Here is a 12783-nt window from a genome sequence, read left to right on the forward strand (position 1 = left end):
CTCGAAGGAGAGAAGGCGGCGCACTGGACCGGCGTCCTGGCCCTGATCCGGAAAGTTTTCAGCCGCAGGCGCTTTGAAAAGTTTTCGGAGCCCATCGAGCCGGAGCAACGCGGAGTCAGGGTTGGGTAAGACGGGTCAGGGTGTTGCATGCTCGATCGGAGCCAGATGTGCGAAGGAAATTGTTCTTTCTGCTGTGCGGAGCGCAGCGGAGCTCAATCCGGAGACCGCCGGAGGTGGTCCCAGGGCAGCGCGCGCCTCAAGGCAGACTGAGCCATCAGGGCGCGACCACCTCAGAGCCATCAACAGCCTGGGGTGATTGCGCGGGAGCGACGGAAAGCAACCAGGCTCGATGTCGCGGTAGCACTTCTATCCTGCGGACATGCGGTCACGCTCGCTGGCTGGCTTGTCATCAAACCTGGATTGCCCGTCCTGGTGGCCATCGACGATCCCTGCGGTGACTTCTTCCCACTTCCGATATCGGCGCATCGCGGTCGATGCAACGGAGCCGTCCGTTTCTCTACCGATTCGTGCCCACGACCATTCGCGGTGGGCGTGTCGGAGCCGCGCTGTTTCCGCAACTTCCGGTGTGAGGTCGTCGACTTGCAGTCGAGGCGAGTTCGCCGTCTCGACGTGTCCTCCCCGCGTGCCGTCTTCGCCTTCGGATTCGTCCCGGCCCGGGCTGGGGCCTTCTTGGCTGAACTCGGTGTCTGTCCAGTCCGGCTCCTCTGTGGCAGCACTTGGAGCGAATTCCACTCTGACGGCTCCGCGGGGCGCACGAAGTATGACGGCCAGCACTTCGGTCATCGCAAGGAGCGCAATAGGTGCAATGGTGGCAATACCCGCCGAGACTACGGCTGGAAGCAAGGTCGCACTCAACACTGCGTGGTACGAGTTACCCGCAATCGACGCCGATGCGGCGACACGCAAGATCGTGACGACGAAGCGACGGCCCTTGATCGTGCGGTTGTCCGTGTGATTCGACAGCGCAATGGCTGTCACTGTTGTCGAGACAATTGCGCCGTCTAACACGACTGGAATCACCCACGCCTCGCCGGGACCTATCCCAGCCATCACCGCGAGATCACGCAACACAGCGAAACTGAGCCAGAAGGACGCCCCGGCAATGCCAACTGTCAGCGCAACGGCCGTTGCGAGGGCCCACTGCAAGATCGCTGGATGGATCGCAACGACGTCTGACGGCTTCGTTGTCAACGGGGTTGCCGCGGAGTGTGATCGGCTCATCGGATTCTCGGTCCTCGTGCGAGCGGACCCGTTCGTTGTGGGAACGGCGCACCGTCGTTGAATCTGTTGCGCAACAACTCCAAGTAGTCTTCGATTGCCGCATTGACGAGATCCGACGGGCCCCGCGGAGCGCCGGGGGTTGCGGACAACGCTTCGGCAGCGTTGAGCAGATCGTCGACGGTGGACTGGTACAGGTAGTACGAACGCTTCTGTTTAGCGTTGTCCGGTGACGGTTGCGCAACGGTCTCGGCCGACGAAACAGTGTCGTGGGGCTGCCGCGAGTCCTCCGGCGGATCGACCGGGCTCGATCCGGCGAGTGCGCTCTTCATGCGTTCGGGCCGGGCCATTACAGATGTCCCTTGGTGAGCAGCGCAAGGGTGTCGCGATAAATCGTCGACAGGCTGCGAGATTGTGTTGTCCCCCAGTCGACCAGGCTGGTTTGGGCCTCCATCGAGTCTTTGATGACAACCCGCTTGGGAACGGCGTCACCGAGGATGTTGATGCTCGCGGCGATCTCGATCAATTGTTCTCGACCGCTGATCGTCGCGATCTCGTGAAGGTTGACGATCGCACCGAGCATGGCGAGGTCCGGGTTGTAGCTGCGCTTGACTGCATCGATGGTGCGCAGCAATCGCGCGAGTCCATTGGCTGAGAACAGCGCGGACTGAGTCACGACTACGGCGGCGCGCGCTGCAACAAGGGCGTTGATAGTCAGCAGATCGAGGCTAGGTGGGCAATCGATGAGGACCACGTCGTACACGCCTCGTACGACGTCGATTGCGTCGCGAAGCCGCCGTTCTCGGCCGGCACCGGCGACGACCAATTGATCGCGGACATAGGCCAGGGACTCGTTTCCCGGGGACGTGGGTACTAGGTCTACGCCAGGCCAGATGGTGGGGACAACAGCATCGGCGATGGTCGCGTTCGATGATTCGGCGAGAACGTCCGCAACACCGACCTCATCGCTCTCTAACTCGGTCTTGGTCAGGACTGTGCTGGCGTTGCCTTGCGGATCCACGTCGATTACGAGTGCTCGCTTCCCTGCTTGGGCGACGGCGTAGGCGAGGTGAAAGACGGTGGTGGTCTTACCCACGCCGCCCTTCTGGTTGCAGAACGCAAAGATGTCAGCGGGCATGGTGGGTCTCACTTTCCATGGATGAATGGGACGAACTGGCGGCATTGCGGGTATGGGATGTCATGCACGCCTTGGAACCGACGGATGAGTCGCACCCTGTAGAAGTGTTGGATGTATTGCAGGTAAGGGGCACGAAACGCGAGTCGCGTGCCATAGGCGAAATGCATGCCACAGGTGTATGAGAAGCGTTTACTACGAACACATCCCAAGCGCGACTCGCATCCTTTGTGGGCAATGGAGGTGTAACCACCGCAGGACGTATGACGCCCGTCGCCAGCGAGTCATCTGAGGCACTCTTTGCGGGTAATTCAGGTACGTCAGTTTTGCGGAACGCCGCCGCACCGCTAGCGGGAGCGGCCTGCACCGGCGAACTGCCGCGCTTGAGCTGAAGTAGCCAAATATGTTGCTTAGTTTGGATCTTCATGGAATCGACGTGCACAACGGATATGAGTAAGCGAGCGGCGTGGACTGAAAGATCGAGGCCTGAATGACGGTTCGTCATGCCGGACAACTTGGTCATGTCAGCATTGCAGATGGGTCGAGAGCTCAACTGGTACCTCCATAGTGGTGACGTATGAAAGACAAGGGACTTCGTTCGTTCCCTCCGGACCCCCCATGGCCCCTGAGCCAATTTCCGCACCCACGTTGTCCGCTCCACGCCCGGATAGCCCCGCGCCTCGGTGGGCGCGCGGCTAATCGGTATCGCCACCGGTTCGATGATCAGTCGAGCTGATGGTGCCTCGGGGCCGGTCTCCGAGGATTTACAAAGGGTGCACAGGCCGGCTGCAGGCTGGTGTTACGTCGGGCTCTGCCAGAAAACGACGCTGCTGCGGCACATCAGGCCTTGCTAGGAAGTTCCGTAGCCAAGGCCTGTGCGGCGCGAGCAGAAAGAACTCGACCGCGCTGTCGCGGGTCGAAACATGCGTCACCGCCCGCTCGGCCCCTGACGTAAATCGAGGGCGGAGAACGGTGGCTCGGCGAAATGTCTTGAATGACTTATCAAGACGCTCTATGATCGGTGGCGGAACTCCTTCCTCACGGGTTGTGGTTTCGACGCCCTCGGCCTCGGTGCTGGTAACACTGAGATTTTCCGGGGGCGTTTCAGTTTCCTGAGGGACAGTTGGCTCTCGGCCTCACGCGACGCCTGAGCTGGCGTCGGATTGTGCCTCGAGACCTTCGATGTACTCATCGATGGCCGTATCCGGGATCAGCCGGCGCTTGCCGACCTTCACGCTCCGGATTTCTCCGGACGCGATCTTGTTGAAGAAGTTGGAACGTCCAAGTCCCGTGCAAGCCATAGCCTCCGGGACAGACAACAACCGTCTGGGCATCTTCAGCACCTCCACTGAATTGTGTAGTAGAGCCACATTCTGCAGGACATTTCTGGTCAGTCCACGTGGTTCCACCACAGAGTAACAAGTACGTAGCCATCCCACAACGGGGAGGCATTCTCCGCTAGACTGCGTAACCATGACGCAGTCGTGGGCGGAATCGATCGTTGCCCGGGTCGCCTCGGAAGTGCGCCGACTTCGAGGTAAAGACCACTCCGCTCTGTCCGCAGCAAAGCTTGCCGACAGGACGGTTGACTTCGGGTGGGGGATCTCGCGATCTGTAGTCGCGGATTTGGAGACCGGACGCAAGAAGAGCTTGGACGTCTCGGAACTCTTGATTTTGGCTGCGGCACTGGGTGTCTCACCAGCACAACTGGTCTATCCGGACCTCCCCAAGGGAAGAGTCGAAGTACTCCCAGGGCTCCAGCAGGAGTCTCACGATGCCCTCCGCTGGTTCAGCGGGGAGGCTGGGCTGATGCGGCCGAGCTCCGAGTGGACCGAGGAGGAATCCGACGCTCCTTTCGAAATGTGGGTACGTGACACCTTCGACCCGAAGAACGATCGCGTTGGGATCACTCGTGAATGGCTTGATGCGTTGAAGGCGATGCGGCGTGCTCGGGTGCAGCTCCGAAACGGCCTTTCCAAGAATGAATCAGCTGAGCACATCGAGTCGATGCAATATCTGTACGAGGATGCTCGACGGCGTTCGGAAGAGCTCTTTAGACGGATGACCGAACTGGGCATGAACACGCAGGACGAAGAGGATGGCTAGGCAGCAACTGCCGCCACAGATCAAGAAGATCTACGTCACCAATCGGTCTACAGGCAGTACCGAGTTGCGGTATCAAATGACCGTCGACGCTGGTGGTGCCGACGCCACCGGCACCCGGGCGTCGAAGCGAACGCAGTTGCGTCGTCGATTTCTTACGGAGAAGGACGCTCGCGCAGCCCTATCCAAGGTGCTCGAGGAAGTCTCGAAGGGGACATTCGTTCCCTCCTCGACCACCACGGTCGAGGAGGCTTGCGCTGAGTGGCTTGCCGGACGACGCGTACGAGAGTCCACTAAAGCCGCGTACACCCATGCCCTTCAACCGCTGCGCGATACTTACGGCGCGCTAGCGGTGCAGAAGTTGACCAAAGGTCACATGGACGCTCTGGTGAACGATCTGTTGGCCGGCAGCTCGGTCAAGCCCGATGGCCAACTGCGACGTCCGTGGAAGGCCACTTCGATCAATCCGATGCTCAACCTTGTAAGCGCAGTCCTCACCGGGCTGATGCGAGAAGGGCGATTGGTACGAGACGTTGCCGCGCTCGTCGACCGCGCGCCCCGTGCGCACGTCGAGATGCAGACATTCACGGAGGACGAAGTGCAACGCCTCCTGGAAGCATCGGCGTGCGATCGAAACGGCCACGCTTGGCTGCTTGCGCTGAGCGGCCTCCGACGCGGTGAGCTGTGCGGGCTTCGATGGAACGATGTCGATCTTCACGCCGGCAGCCTGACAATCAACAACACGCGAGTCTCGGTCAATGGACGTGTCGTAGAGGGCCCTCCGAAGACAGAAAAGTCCAAGCGCACGCTTCCCCTCACACCAGCCCTAAAATCCGCACTCGAAACTGCACACCGATTGCAGGGTGTGGAACGAAAGAGCTCGACCTACGTCGGCCCCGGCACCTACGTCGTGTCCGACGCTGTTGGGCGACCTTTTCATCCCGATACGGTCAGCGACTATTGGCGCAGGCTATGCACCAACAGCAAGGTGTCCGACATCCGCCTCCACGACGCCCGCCACACGTGTGGGACTCTGCTGCACCTTCAGGGTGTGCCGATTGCCGTCATCTCGGCATGGCTCGGGCACTCGGACAACGCATTCACAATGCGCACCTACGTCCATTCCCAGAACCATGCGCTACTGGGCGCAGCCGACACTTTGCAGTCACTCGTCCGGCGTCGCGACGAGCCACCCGACGATGCGCGTTGACCGGCGTTTGTCCGCAACCGTCCACATAGGAGCAGGCGGTCTCACCGGGCGCTGTTCCGGCGAGTTCTGCGGCACTTGTGACATTCTGTGACACTGAGCTCGCCTAATCGGCAATGAATCTCATTACTAGTAACTCAAAAAGCCAGTTCAGAACCCTTTTTCAGTGGAGCCTCCTAACGGGATTGAACCGTTGACCGCTCGCTTACAAGGCGAGTGCTCTACCGCTGAGCTAAGGAGGCAGTGAAGCGAGGCAAGCATATCCGTTCATCGGACGCTCAGTGTCAACAGGTACCTTGTCGGTGGATCACCCCAGCAACGTGTAAAGACGGTCATGACTTTCCTGCAAGACCTGACGGCTTCGCTGAGCCGTCTCACCGGTGAGCGTCGGGCCACCATCGATACGCCGACCGCAGCGCCGTCACCCCTACGCCCGATCGATCTGACCGACGATGCGTCGGTCGCGGAGGTTCTGGACCTCGCGGTTCGCGTCGGCGAGGTGTTGTTGGCCTCGGGCACTTCGGCGGTGGACACTGCGACGCAAGTGCAGTTCATTGCGGCGACGTACGGCCTTGCGCGGTGCGATGTCGACGTCACGTACAACTCGATCACTCTGAGCGCCCATCGCGGCCCGACGCGTCCTCCGGCGTCGACGATGCGCATCGTGCATTACCGCTCGATGGACTTCACGCGGCTGGCCGAGGTCGACCGTCTCATTCGCGCGGTCCGCGTCAAGATGGTCCCGCCCAGCGTGGCTCTCGACCGACTCGACGACATCACCAAGGCCCCGCACCCCTACAACCGCTGGATCGCGACCCTCGCCTGGTCCGGTATGGCCGCGGCCATCAGTGTGCTGCTCGGCGGTGGCCCTCTGGTGGCCGTGGTCAGCTTCCTGACGACGATGGTGATCGACCGCATCGGACGAGTCCTCAACCGTGCGGGGCTGCCGTTCTTCTTTCAGCAAGTGGTCGGCGGCTTCGTGGCCGCGACACCGGCGATCACGCTGTACAACTTTCAGGATCAGCTGAACATCAGCATTTCGCCGTCGCAGATCATCGCGGCCGGTGTGGTGGTGTTGCTGTCGGGACTCTCTCTGGTCGGCTCGGTGCAAGATGCGATCACCGGTGCCCCGATCACGGCGTCGGCGAGGTTCTTCGAGGTGTTGATGATGACCGGCGGGATCATTGCCGGTGTCGCGACGTCACTGCGGATTGCGGCGTTGATCGGTAGCGATCTGCCTCAGATCAGCAATCTGGCGCCACCGGACATCCTGCAGGTTCCCACGAAGGTGCTCGCAGGCGCAGCAGCGTCGTTGTTCTATGCACTTGCCTGCTACGCCGAGCGACGTGCGTTGACGGCTGCTTTCATGGGCGGCTTCGCAGGCTCCCTCGTCTACCTGCTGTCGCAGACGCTCAATGTGGGTCCGATCATCGCGTCGGCCATCGCCGCTGTCGTCGTCGGGTTCGCGGGTGGTCTGCTTGCCCGTCGTGCGCTCATTCCGCCGTTGATCGTCGCCGTTGCCGGGATCACGCCGTTGCTGCCAGGTCTCTCTCTGTATCGCGGTCTGTACGCGATCCTGAACGACCAATTGTTGCTGGGAATCAGCTCACTATTCGCGGCGTTCGGCGTCGGTTGCGGCCTGGCCGCCGGCGTGACCCTGGGCGAGTGGGGTGCCCGCACCCTGCGCCGGCCGCGCATCTTGGCGCGCACCGAGGAACTACTGCGCCCGACGCTTCGCCGCAAAGAAGAACCGCGCCGACCGACGGTTCGTCGGCGGCGCGGCACGGGTACTTCGTAACGCGAAGCTCAGGCCTCGGCGCTGGGGGTTCCTTCGGCAGAGGCGCGTGCAGCAGCGTCGGCTTCCATGGCCTCACGAAGGCTGCGCGGACGCATATCGGTCCAGTTCTTCTCGACGTACTCCAAGCATGCAGCGCGGGTGTCTTCACCGAAGACGACACGCCATCCCTGAGGGACCTCGGAGAACGTCGGCCACAGCGAATGCTGGTCTTCGTCGTTGACCAGCACGAAGAAGCGTCCGTCTTCGTCATCGAACGGGTTGGTACTCATCTCGCCTCACTCGTCGCGAACGTTTGTTTGGTAAGTCTGCACCGTGAGGTGCCACACGACCCTAGCAACGCAGGTCGGGCTGTGGTGCCGTCAGGCCTTCAGAAAGCCGAGCAATTCCGCATTGACTGCCTCGGGACGCTCGAGATATCCGTAGTGGCCGGCATCTGCGATTTCGACGTACCGGGCACCTGGAATGGCGTCCGCCAGCTCCTTGCCCAGGTAGGCGGGGATCATCCGATCGTCGGCGAACCCCACCGACAGGCACGGCACCGACACCCCCCGGTAAGCCGAAGTTCGATCGAAGTCGTCCTCCATCCCAAGCTGGGCACGCACTCCGGCCGAGGGCGAGGAGGCCGAGAACTCGAACAAATCCAGCCAATCGCGGGCACTGCGCCCGTCACGCAACGTCGCAGGCGACAGGTTCATCACTGCCGTCACCGCCGCCGAGTACGTGCCGGGGAGCTCGACCCGCTTGTCGTAGAGAGCCCGCTCACCGTGGGCCAGGGTCTTCTGAAACTCGTCCACTCTGGCGTGACCGGCGAGGAACACGGCCTTGCGCACCAGGTCAGGCCTGGCCAAGGCCAGCTCCTGCGCGACGCGTGAACCCATCGACGTGCCGACGACGAAGGCCTTCTCCTCGCCGTTGCGGACGAGTTCGATCAGGCCCGCGGTATCGGCGACCATGGATTCGATCGTGATGCCGTGAGTGCTCTCCGACGACGGCGCGATGCCGCGATTGTCGAACGTGCACACCCGATACCCCGCTGCTGTGAGAGCGGGCACCTGATGCAGCTCCCACACGCGTCCGGGGCTGCCGGTACCCATAACGAGAACCACCAGGTCTCCACTGCCTTTGACCTGGTAATTGATGTCGATGCCGTTGATCTTGGCGATAGGCATAGGTCTCCTCACTGCTGATGCGTTCGTCGGCGATCGTATCGTTCGGGACCGACACGGGGTTACTCGTACAGCCAGTGGGTACCTGCAGTTACATGACTGACGAGAACGTAGCGGGCGAAGCACGCAAGGGATTGCTCGACGGAATCAAGGGCAAAGCCAAAGAGGTCGTGGGCGCGGTGACCGGCAACGACTCATTGACTGCAGAGGGTCAGTTGCAGGCCGCCCAAGCGCGCGAGCGCAAGGAGGCGCACGCCACCGAGCGGGTAGCGGAGGCTCAGGCCACCGATGCCGGCGAGGAACTGGCCAACGTGCGCACAGCTGCCGAAAGCCGGCGTGAAGCTGCGGAGAAGAACGCCGCGGTGACCGAGGCCAACGCGGATCGCGTACGGGAGACCCAGGTGGCTGCGGCCGAGCAGAACAAGCGCGAGACCGTGGCGCAGGAGCGCGCAGCCGCGGAGGTGGACGCCACCGCCGAGCAGATCGAAGCCGACGAGGACAGGCGCATCGAGCAGGCCGCTGCGGACTCCGACGAAATGGTGGCCGCGCAGAAGCACCAGGAGGCACTTCGTCAAGCCGAGGCCGATCGCAAGAAGGCCGAAGAGCTCCGCAACCAAGCCTGAACCACTACCGCAAACCAGGAGTTTCGTTTCATGAGTGTCCTAGCCATACCGATGACCATTCTTCGCATTCAGTACAAGATCGCTCGAATCCCGTTGCAGCTCATCGAGACCAACGTGGTCGAGAAGATGAATGCGGAATCACCCGCCCGCCTGGTGTACGAGCACACACTCGGGTCCTTGGACCGCGCCGTCGGAAACCTCTTGGGCGACAAGAGCCTCGCGGATCGCGGCGAGACGTTGGTCGACAGCACCGAGAACCGAGCAGAGGCAGCTCGGTTGGACGCCGAGGCCCGCGCCAAGAAGGCCGCTGCGGACGACGAGCTGAAGGTGGCTCGCGAGACTGCAGAGAAAGATCGCCGAGCCGCCGACGCCGCTGCCCAGGAAGCAGCACGTGACGCTCGCCAGGAAGCAGAGCAGCGCAAGCGCGAGGCTGCTCAGGAAGCCGAGCGTGAAGCCGCCGCCAAGAAGAAGAAGGCCGACGAGCAGGCTGCGGCAGCGACAAAATCAGCCGAGGATCGCAAGAAGGCTCAGCAGGCTCAGGTCGACAAGCAGGAGAAGCTGGCCGCAGCGCCGTCCGAGGCCGAATTGGCCGAGGCTGCAGAGCGTTCCAAGGAAGCTGACGCCAAGAAAGACGAAGCAGAGCGCATCGAGAAGCTGTTCATCGCCGAGAAGAACAAGGACTGAGCTCTCAATTCACTCGAATTGACCTCTTGGTCAACCTCTTCCAGCCCCGCACCGTGTTCCCGGTGCGGGGCTGGTCTCGGTTCAGCTGGTTATGCGATGTGGGGGCCGGCTCGGGCGTGGGATTGCCGGGGTTGTCGGTACGGGTCGACGGTGGCCGGCGGTACGAACCACGGGTGGTTGTCTGCGCCGATGAACACTTCCCAGTCACTGTGGTGGATGAGTCGGTTGTGGAATCCGCACAGCAGGACGAGGTTGTTCATGTCGGTGGGGCCACCATCGGTCCAGTGCCAGATGTGGTGACCTTCGGTCCAGGCTGCGGGTTTCCCGCAACCGGGGAACGCGCACCCGTGATCGCGGGCGGTCAACGCGCGTTTCTGTTTCGCGGTGACGGTGCGGGCGGTGCGGGCCAGATTGATCGGGGAACCGTTCTCGTCCATGACGATCGCGGTGAGAAGACAATCGCAGGCCAGCTGCCGGGACGTCTCACGAGAGAGTGGTCCCATCCACGGCAGCCACCCGACGGTGGTGCCGTCACCGAACAAGTCCCTGTACGCGCGACGATCCGCGGTGGGGCCAGTAGCGCCGTCACGACCACTGCCACTGCCACTGCCACCCGCTGCAGCGCCGCGGAGGTCAGTGAGGTCACGCAGGCTGATGTGCAGGTTGACGTGCGGCTTCTCCCCGCCTTCGGTGGGCCGATTACTGGAGGCGAGGTAGCGGTCGAGGATGTGCCCGAATGCTTCGGCTCGACGCCTGGCGGGGCTGCGTTCGTCCTGGGTGCCGTCGGCGGCGGGTCGGGGTTCGGTCAACGGCGAGAGTGCGGCGAGGAGTTTTTCTCCGGTGATGGCGTCGAAGTCACCTTTGAGCGCCAGCCGCCCGTTCAAGGTCTTCGAGGCAAAGAGTTCGTTGCGGTCGGCGTCTTCGGGTGGCGGCTTCTTGCCACCGTAGGTGTCCTCGAGTTTGGTGATCGCTTCGCGGATGCGGTCGGTGCGTGCGCCGGGTCCGGTCGCAGCTTTGATCATGGCAGCGCGGGCGATGTCGCGACCCTCCTGTGGGAGGTTCTTGGGTGGGGTTTCGGCAAAGGTGAGGATCAACGCGGCATGGTCGACGGACATCACGCCGGTGTTGACGGCGTCGGCGATATCGGGGAAGTTCTTCAGTCCGCGGGCGAGGGCAACGATCTTGGTGGCTTTGCTGGGGGTGAGCAGGGTGGTGGAAGTCAACCACCCTGCGGGTCCGGGGAATCCGAGTTTCTCGCGGGCCACGCGAGTGTCGATTTCGGCGACGAGGGCGATGCGTCGGGCTTCCATCAACTGGATTTGGTGGGAGACATCAGCAGCGTCGGCGAGGAGTTCTGCCTCGCTCAGTTGCCAGATCTCCGTTGTCATGGACCAAGTGTATCGAACATGTGTTCGACTCGCAATGATAGTCAAATTGAAAACTATTGCCGTGCTTCATGATTCGAGATAAGCAACTTGTCGGTGAGCTGTGCTAGGCGAGTCGACCGCCGACCCTGAACGTCGCCCGGTATGCACTGGGCGAAACACCTAGCTCCGCGGCAAGCTGGTTTCTCAACGATGTGGCGGTGCCGAATCCAGTGTCGTGCGCGATGCGTTCGATGGTCAGGTCTGTGTTCTCGAGTAACTCTCGCGCTCGCTGCACCCGCTGCGCCCCGATCCAACGGGCCGGGGAGACACCGACTTCGGCCATGAATCGGCGGGAGAACGTCCGAACACTCATCGACTGCCGTCGCGCCAGGTCCTCCACCGACAGTGGCGCACCCAAATTACTCAGCGACCACTCCTGCGCGTCCGCCGTCGATGTGCCGTGCGTCCGCGGTACCGGGGTGTCGATGTACTGCGATTGACCGCCGCTGCGATGGGGTGGCACGACGGTTCCTCGGGCCACCCGATTGGCCAATGCCGCACCGAAATCCTGACGAATCATGTGCAGACACAGATCGATTCCCGATGCCTCCCCTGCGGCCGTCAGTATGTTGCCGTCCTCGGTATAGAGCACGTTCGGATCGAGCAGGACCGTCGGATACAGCTCGGCGAATCGGGAGGCCGACTTCCAGTGCGTGGTAGCCCGTTTGCCGTTGAGCAGCCCGGCCGCGGCGAGAACGAACGCGCCTGTGCAAATGGACGCCAATCTCTGATTCGTCACCACACGGAACAGGGGCGAGACTGCTGCGACGTCGGTCTCATAGTCGGCGTCGGAGGCCGGAACGATCACGGTATCGGCCTCGGCCACGGCGTCGAGCCCGCGTTCGACGAGTATCCGGACATCGGAGTCGGTCCTGATCAGACCTGGCACGTCAGTGCAGGTGACCACCTCGTACAACGGCTCGCCGGAATCTGATTGCGCCTGCCCGAACAGGCGGTGCACGATGCCCAACTCCATGGCGAGTAGGCCGTCGCGCACGTAGACAGCAATACGATGCGTCATGGCCGAATCCTGCCACGTGGCATTTCCTCTGGCGCTCCGACCAACCTCCCGGTTTACTGTTGACTCGGCGACGTGGACGACCGCGTCGTCCGATGCAGGCACTACGAACAGGAGCTGGCTCGAAAGATGAGGGAACAGCGCACGCTTTCGCCGATATTCGCGGCTCTGGTGATCGTCGGGGTTCTTGCCGTCCCACGGCTGGATCTGCCCTGGGCGGGAATTGCGGGTTGGGGACTGGCATTCGTCGCGGCAGCGGCCTGGCTCATCACAACACTGCGGCCGCGGCGCGCGAGCCGACACGGGTAGCCGCGCCACACAGATTGTGGCCGAAATCTTGCACAAGTTGTCATTTATGCCACTGTTGTCCGCAGGCCTACTGA

Annotated in this window: 14 protein-coding genes and 1 tRNA gene; 6 read left to right on the plus strand and 9 right to left on the minus strand. The window is 62.2% G+C overall.

What is annotated here, in order from left to right; genetic code table 11:
• Positions 1–366: 366 nt before the first annotated feature.
• The 4 genes from BH93_RS23130 to BH93_RS23145 all read right to left on the minus strand — a co-directional run bounded on the left by BH93_RS23130 (position 367) and on the right by BH93_RS23145 (position 3708).
• Positions 367–1242 carry a DUF2637 domain-containing protein gene (locus BH93_RS23130; RefSeq protein ID WP_052064965.1) on the minus strand — a complete coding sequence of 292 codons (876 nt, stop codon included), beginning with the start codon at positions 1240–1242 and terminating at the stop codon, positions 367–369.
• On the minus strand, positions 1239–1589 hold the full coding sequence (locus BH93_RS23135) for a hypothetical protein (RefSeq protein WP_037172814.1): 351 nt from the start codon (positions 1587–1589) through the stop codon (positions 1239–1241). The genes BH93_RS23130 and BH93_RS23135 overlap by 4 nt, the downstream gene beginning before the upstream one ends.
• Positions 1589–2377, minus strand: coding sequence for a ParA family protein (locus BH93_RS23140; RefSeq protein WP_037172816.1), 789 nt, complete (start codon positions 2375–2377; stop codon positions 1589–1591). The genes BH93_RS23135 and BH93_RS23140 overlap by 1 nt, the downstream gene beginning before the upstream one ends.
• A gap of 1133 nt (positions 2378–3510) precedes the next feature.
• Positions 3511–3708: a helix-turn-helix transcriptional regulator gene (locus BH93_RS23145; RefSeq protein WP_008709982.1), complete on the minus strand. Its 198-nt coding sequence runs from the start codon at positions 3706–3708 to the stop codon at positions 3511–3513.
• A gap of 139 nt (positions 3709–3847) precedes the next feature.
• Between BH93_RS23145 and BH93_RS23150 the strand changes: the two genes are divergently transcribed.
• Positions 3848–4480 carry a helix-turn-helix domain-containing protein gene (locus tag BH93_RS23150; RefSeq protein WP_037172817.1) on the plus strand — a complete coding sequence of 211 codons (633 nt, stop codon included), beginning with the start codon at positions 3848–3850 and terminating at the stop codon, positions 4478–4480.
• Positions 4473–5687 carry a tyrosine-type recombinase/integrase gene (locus tag BH93_RS23155; protein ID WP_037172820.1) on the plus strand — a complete coding sequence of 405 codons (1215 nt, stop codon included), beginning with the start codon at positions 4473–4475 and terminating at the stop codon, positions 5685–5687. The genes BH93_RS23150 and BH93_RS23155 overlap by 8 nt, the downstream gene beginning before the upstream one ends.
• A gap of 164 nt (positions 5688–5851) precedes the next feature.
• On the opposite strand, the gene BH93_RS23160 is transcribed toward BH93_RS23155, so the two are convergent.
• Positions 5852–5926 (minus strand) — tRNA-Thr (locus BH93_RS23160).
• Positions 5927–6018: 92 nt separating this feature from the next.
• On the opposite strand from BH93_RS23160, the gene BH93_RS23165 reads away from it, so the two are divergent.
• Positions 6019–7482 (plus strand): threonine/serine ThrE exporter family protein, encoded by a 1464-nt coding sequence (locus tag BH93_RS23165; RefSeq protein WP_032376227.1) that lies wholly within the window; start codon positions 6019–6021, stop codon positions 7480–7482.
• Between the two features lie 8 nt (positions 7483–7490).
• Here the strand turns inward: BH93_RS23165 and BH93_RS23170 are convergent, their stop codons facing one another.
• Complete coding sequence (locus tag BH93_RS23170; protein ID WP_032376226.1) at positions 7491–7751, minus strand: MbtH family protein; 261 nt, start codon at positions 7749–7751, stop codon at positions 7491–7493.
• Positions 7752–7841: 90 nt separating this feature from the next.
• A complete protein-coding gene (locus BH93_RS23175; RefSeq protein WP_032376225.1) occupies positions 7842–8651 on the minus strand; it encodes an alpha/beta fold hydrolase in 810 nt (269 codons plus the stop codon).
• A gap of 92 nt (positions 8652–8743) precedes the next feature.
• Here BH93_RS23175 and BH93_RS23180 point away from each other — a divergent pair, with 92 nt between their 5' ends.
• Both BH93_RS23180 and BH93_RS23185 read left to right on the plus strand, forming a co-directional pair.
• Positions 8744–9271: a hypothetical protein gene (locus tag BH93_RS23180; protein ID WP_037173378.1), complete on the plus strand. Its 528-nt coding sequence runs from the start codon at positions 8744–8746 to the stop codon at positions 9269–9271.
• A gap of 30 nt (positions 9272–9301) precedes the next feature.
• A complete protein-coding gene (locus BH93_RS23185) occupies positions 9302–9955 on the plus strand; it encodes a hypothetical protein (RefSeq protein ID WP_032405548.1) in 654 nt (217 codons plus the stop codon).
• An 89-nt stretch (positions 9956–10044) separates the two neighbouring features.
• On the opposite strand, the gene BH93_RS23190 is transcribed toward BH93_RS23185, so the two are convergent.
• On the minus strand, positions 10045–11343 hold the full coding sequence (locus BH93_RS23190) for an HNH endonuclease signature motif containing protein (RefSeq protein ID WP_052064966.1): 1299 nt from the start codon (positions 11341–11343) through the stop codon (positions 10045–10047).
• A gap of 103 nt (positions 11344–11446) precedes the next feature.
• Positions 11447–12403 (minus strand): GlxA family transcriptional regulator, encoded by a 957-nt coding sequence (locus tag BH93_RS23195; RefSeq protein WP_197914470.1) that lies wholly within the window; start codon positions 12401–12403, stop codon positions 11447–11449.
• A 126-nt stretch (positions 12404–12529) separates the two neighbouring features.
• On the opposite strand from BH93_RS23195, the gene BH93_RS23200 reads away from it, so the two are divergent.
• On the plus strand, positions 12530–12709 hold the full coding sequence (locus tag BH93_RS23200) for a hypothetical protein (protein ID WP_143545235.1): 180 nt from the start codon (positions 12530–12532) through the stop codon (positions 12707–12709).
• Positions 12710–12783 lie beyond the last annotated feature (74 nt).

This window comes from Rhodococcoides fascians A25f (assembly GCF_000760935.2).
In the GTDB taxonomy this organism is placed as follows: domain Bacteria; phylum Actinomycetota; class Actinomycetes; order Mycobacteriales; family Mycobacteriaceae; genus Rhodococcoides.

Excerpts from the sequence above, each read along its gene's own strand:
- BH93_RS23200 (WP_143545235.1), top strand. The coding sequence starts at position 12,530 with ATGAGGGAACAGCGCACGCTTTCGCCGATATTCGCGGCTCTGGTGATC.
- BH93_RS23175 (WP_032376225.1), bottom strand. The coding sequence starts at position 8,651 with ATGCCTATCGCCAAGATCAACGGCATCGACATCAATTACCAGGTCAAA.
- BH93_RS23170 (WP_032376226.1), bottom strand. The coding sequence starts at position 7,751 with ATGAGTACCAACCCGTTCGATGACGAAGACGGACGCTTCTTCGTGCTG.
- BH93_RS23180 (WP_037173378.1), top strand. The coding sequence starts at position 8,744 with ATGACTGACGAGAACGTAGCGGGCGAAGCACGCAAGGGATTGCTCGAC.
- BH93_RS23190 (WP_052064966.1), bottom strand. The coding sequence starts at position 11,343 with ATGACAACGGAGATCTGGCAACTGAGCGAGGCAGAACTCCTCGCCGAC.
- BH93_RS23140 (WP_037172816.1), bottom strand. The coding sequence starts at position 2,377 with ATGCCCGCTGACATCTTTGCGTTCTGCAACCAGAAGGGCGGCGTGGGT.
- BH93_RS23195 (WP_197914470.1), bottom strand. The coding sequence starts at position 12,403 with ATGACGCATCGTATTGCTGTCTACGTGCGCGACGGCCTACTCGCCATG.
- BH93_RS23185 (WP_032405548.1), top strand. The coding sequence starts at position 9,302 with ATGAGTGTCCTAGCCATACCGATGACCATTCTTCGCATTCAGTACAAG.
- BH93_RS23165 (WP_032376227.1), top strand. The coding sequence starts at position 6,019 with ATGACTTTCCTGCAAGACCTGACGGCTTCGCTGAGCCGTCTCACCGGT.
- BH93_RS23145 (WP_008709982.1), bottom strand. The coding sequence starts at position 3,708 with ATGCCCAGACGGTTGTTGTCTGTCCCGGAGGCTATGGCTTGCACGGGA.
- BH93_RS23150 (WP_037172817.1), top strand. The coding sequence starts at position 3,848 with ATGACGCAGTCGTGGGCGGAATCGATCGTTGCCCGGGTCGCCTCGGAA.
- BH93_RS23135 (WP_037172814.1), bottom strand. The coding sequence starts at position 1,589 with ATGGCCCGGCCCGAACGCATGAAGAGCGCACTCGCCGGATCGAGCCCG.
- BH93_RS23130 (WP_052064965.1), bottom strand. The coding sequence starts at position 1,242 with ATGAGCCGATCACACTCCGCGGCAACCCCGTTGACAACGAAGCCGTCA.
- BH93_RS23155 (WP_037172820.1), top strand. The coding sequence starts at position 4,473 with ATGGCTAGGCAGCAACTGCCGCCACAGATCAAGAAGATCTACGTCACC.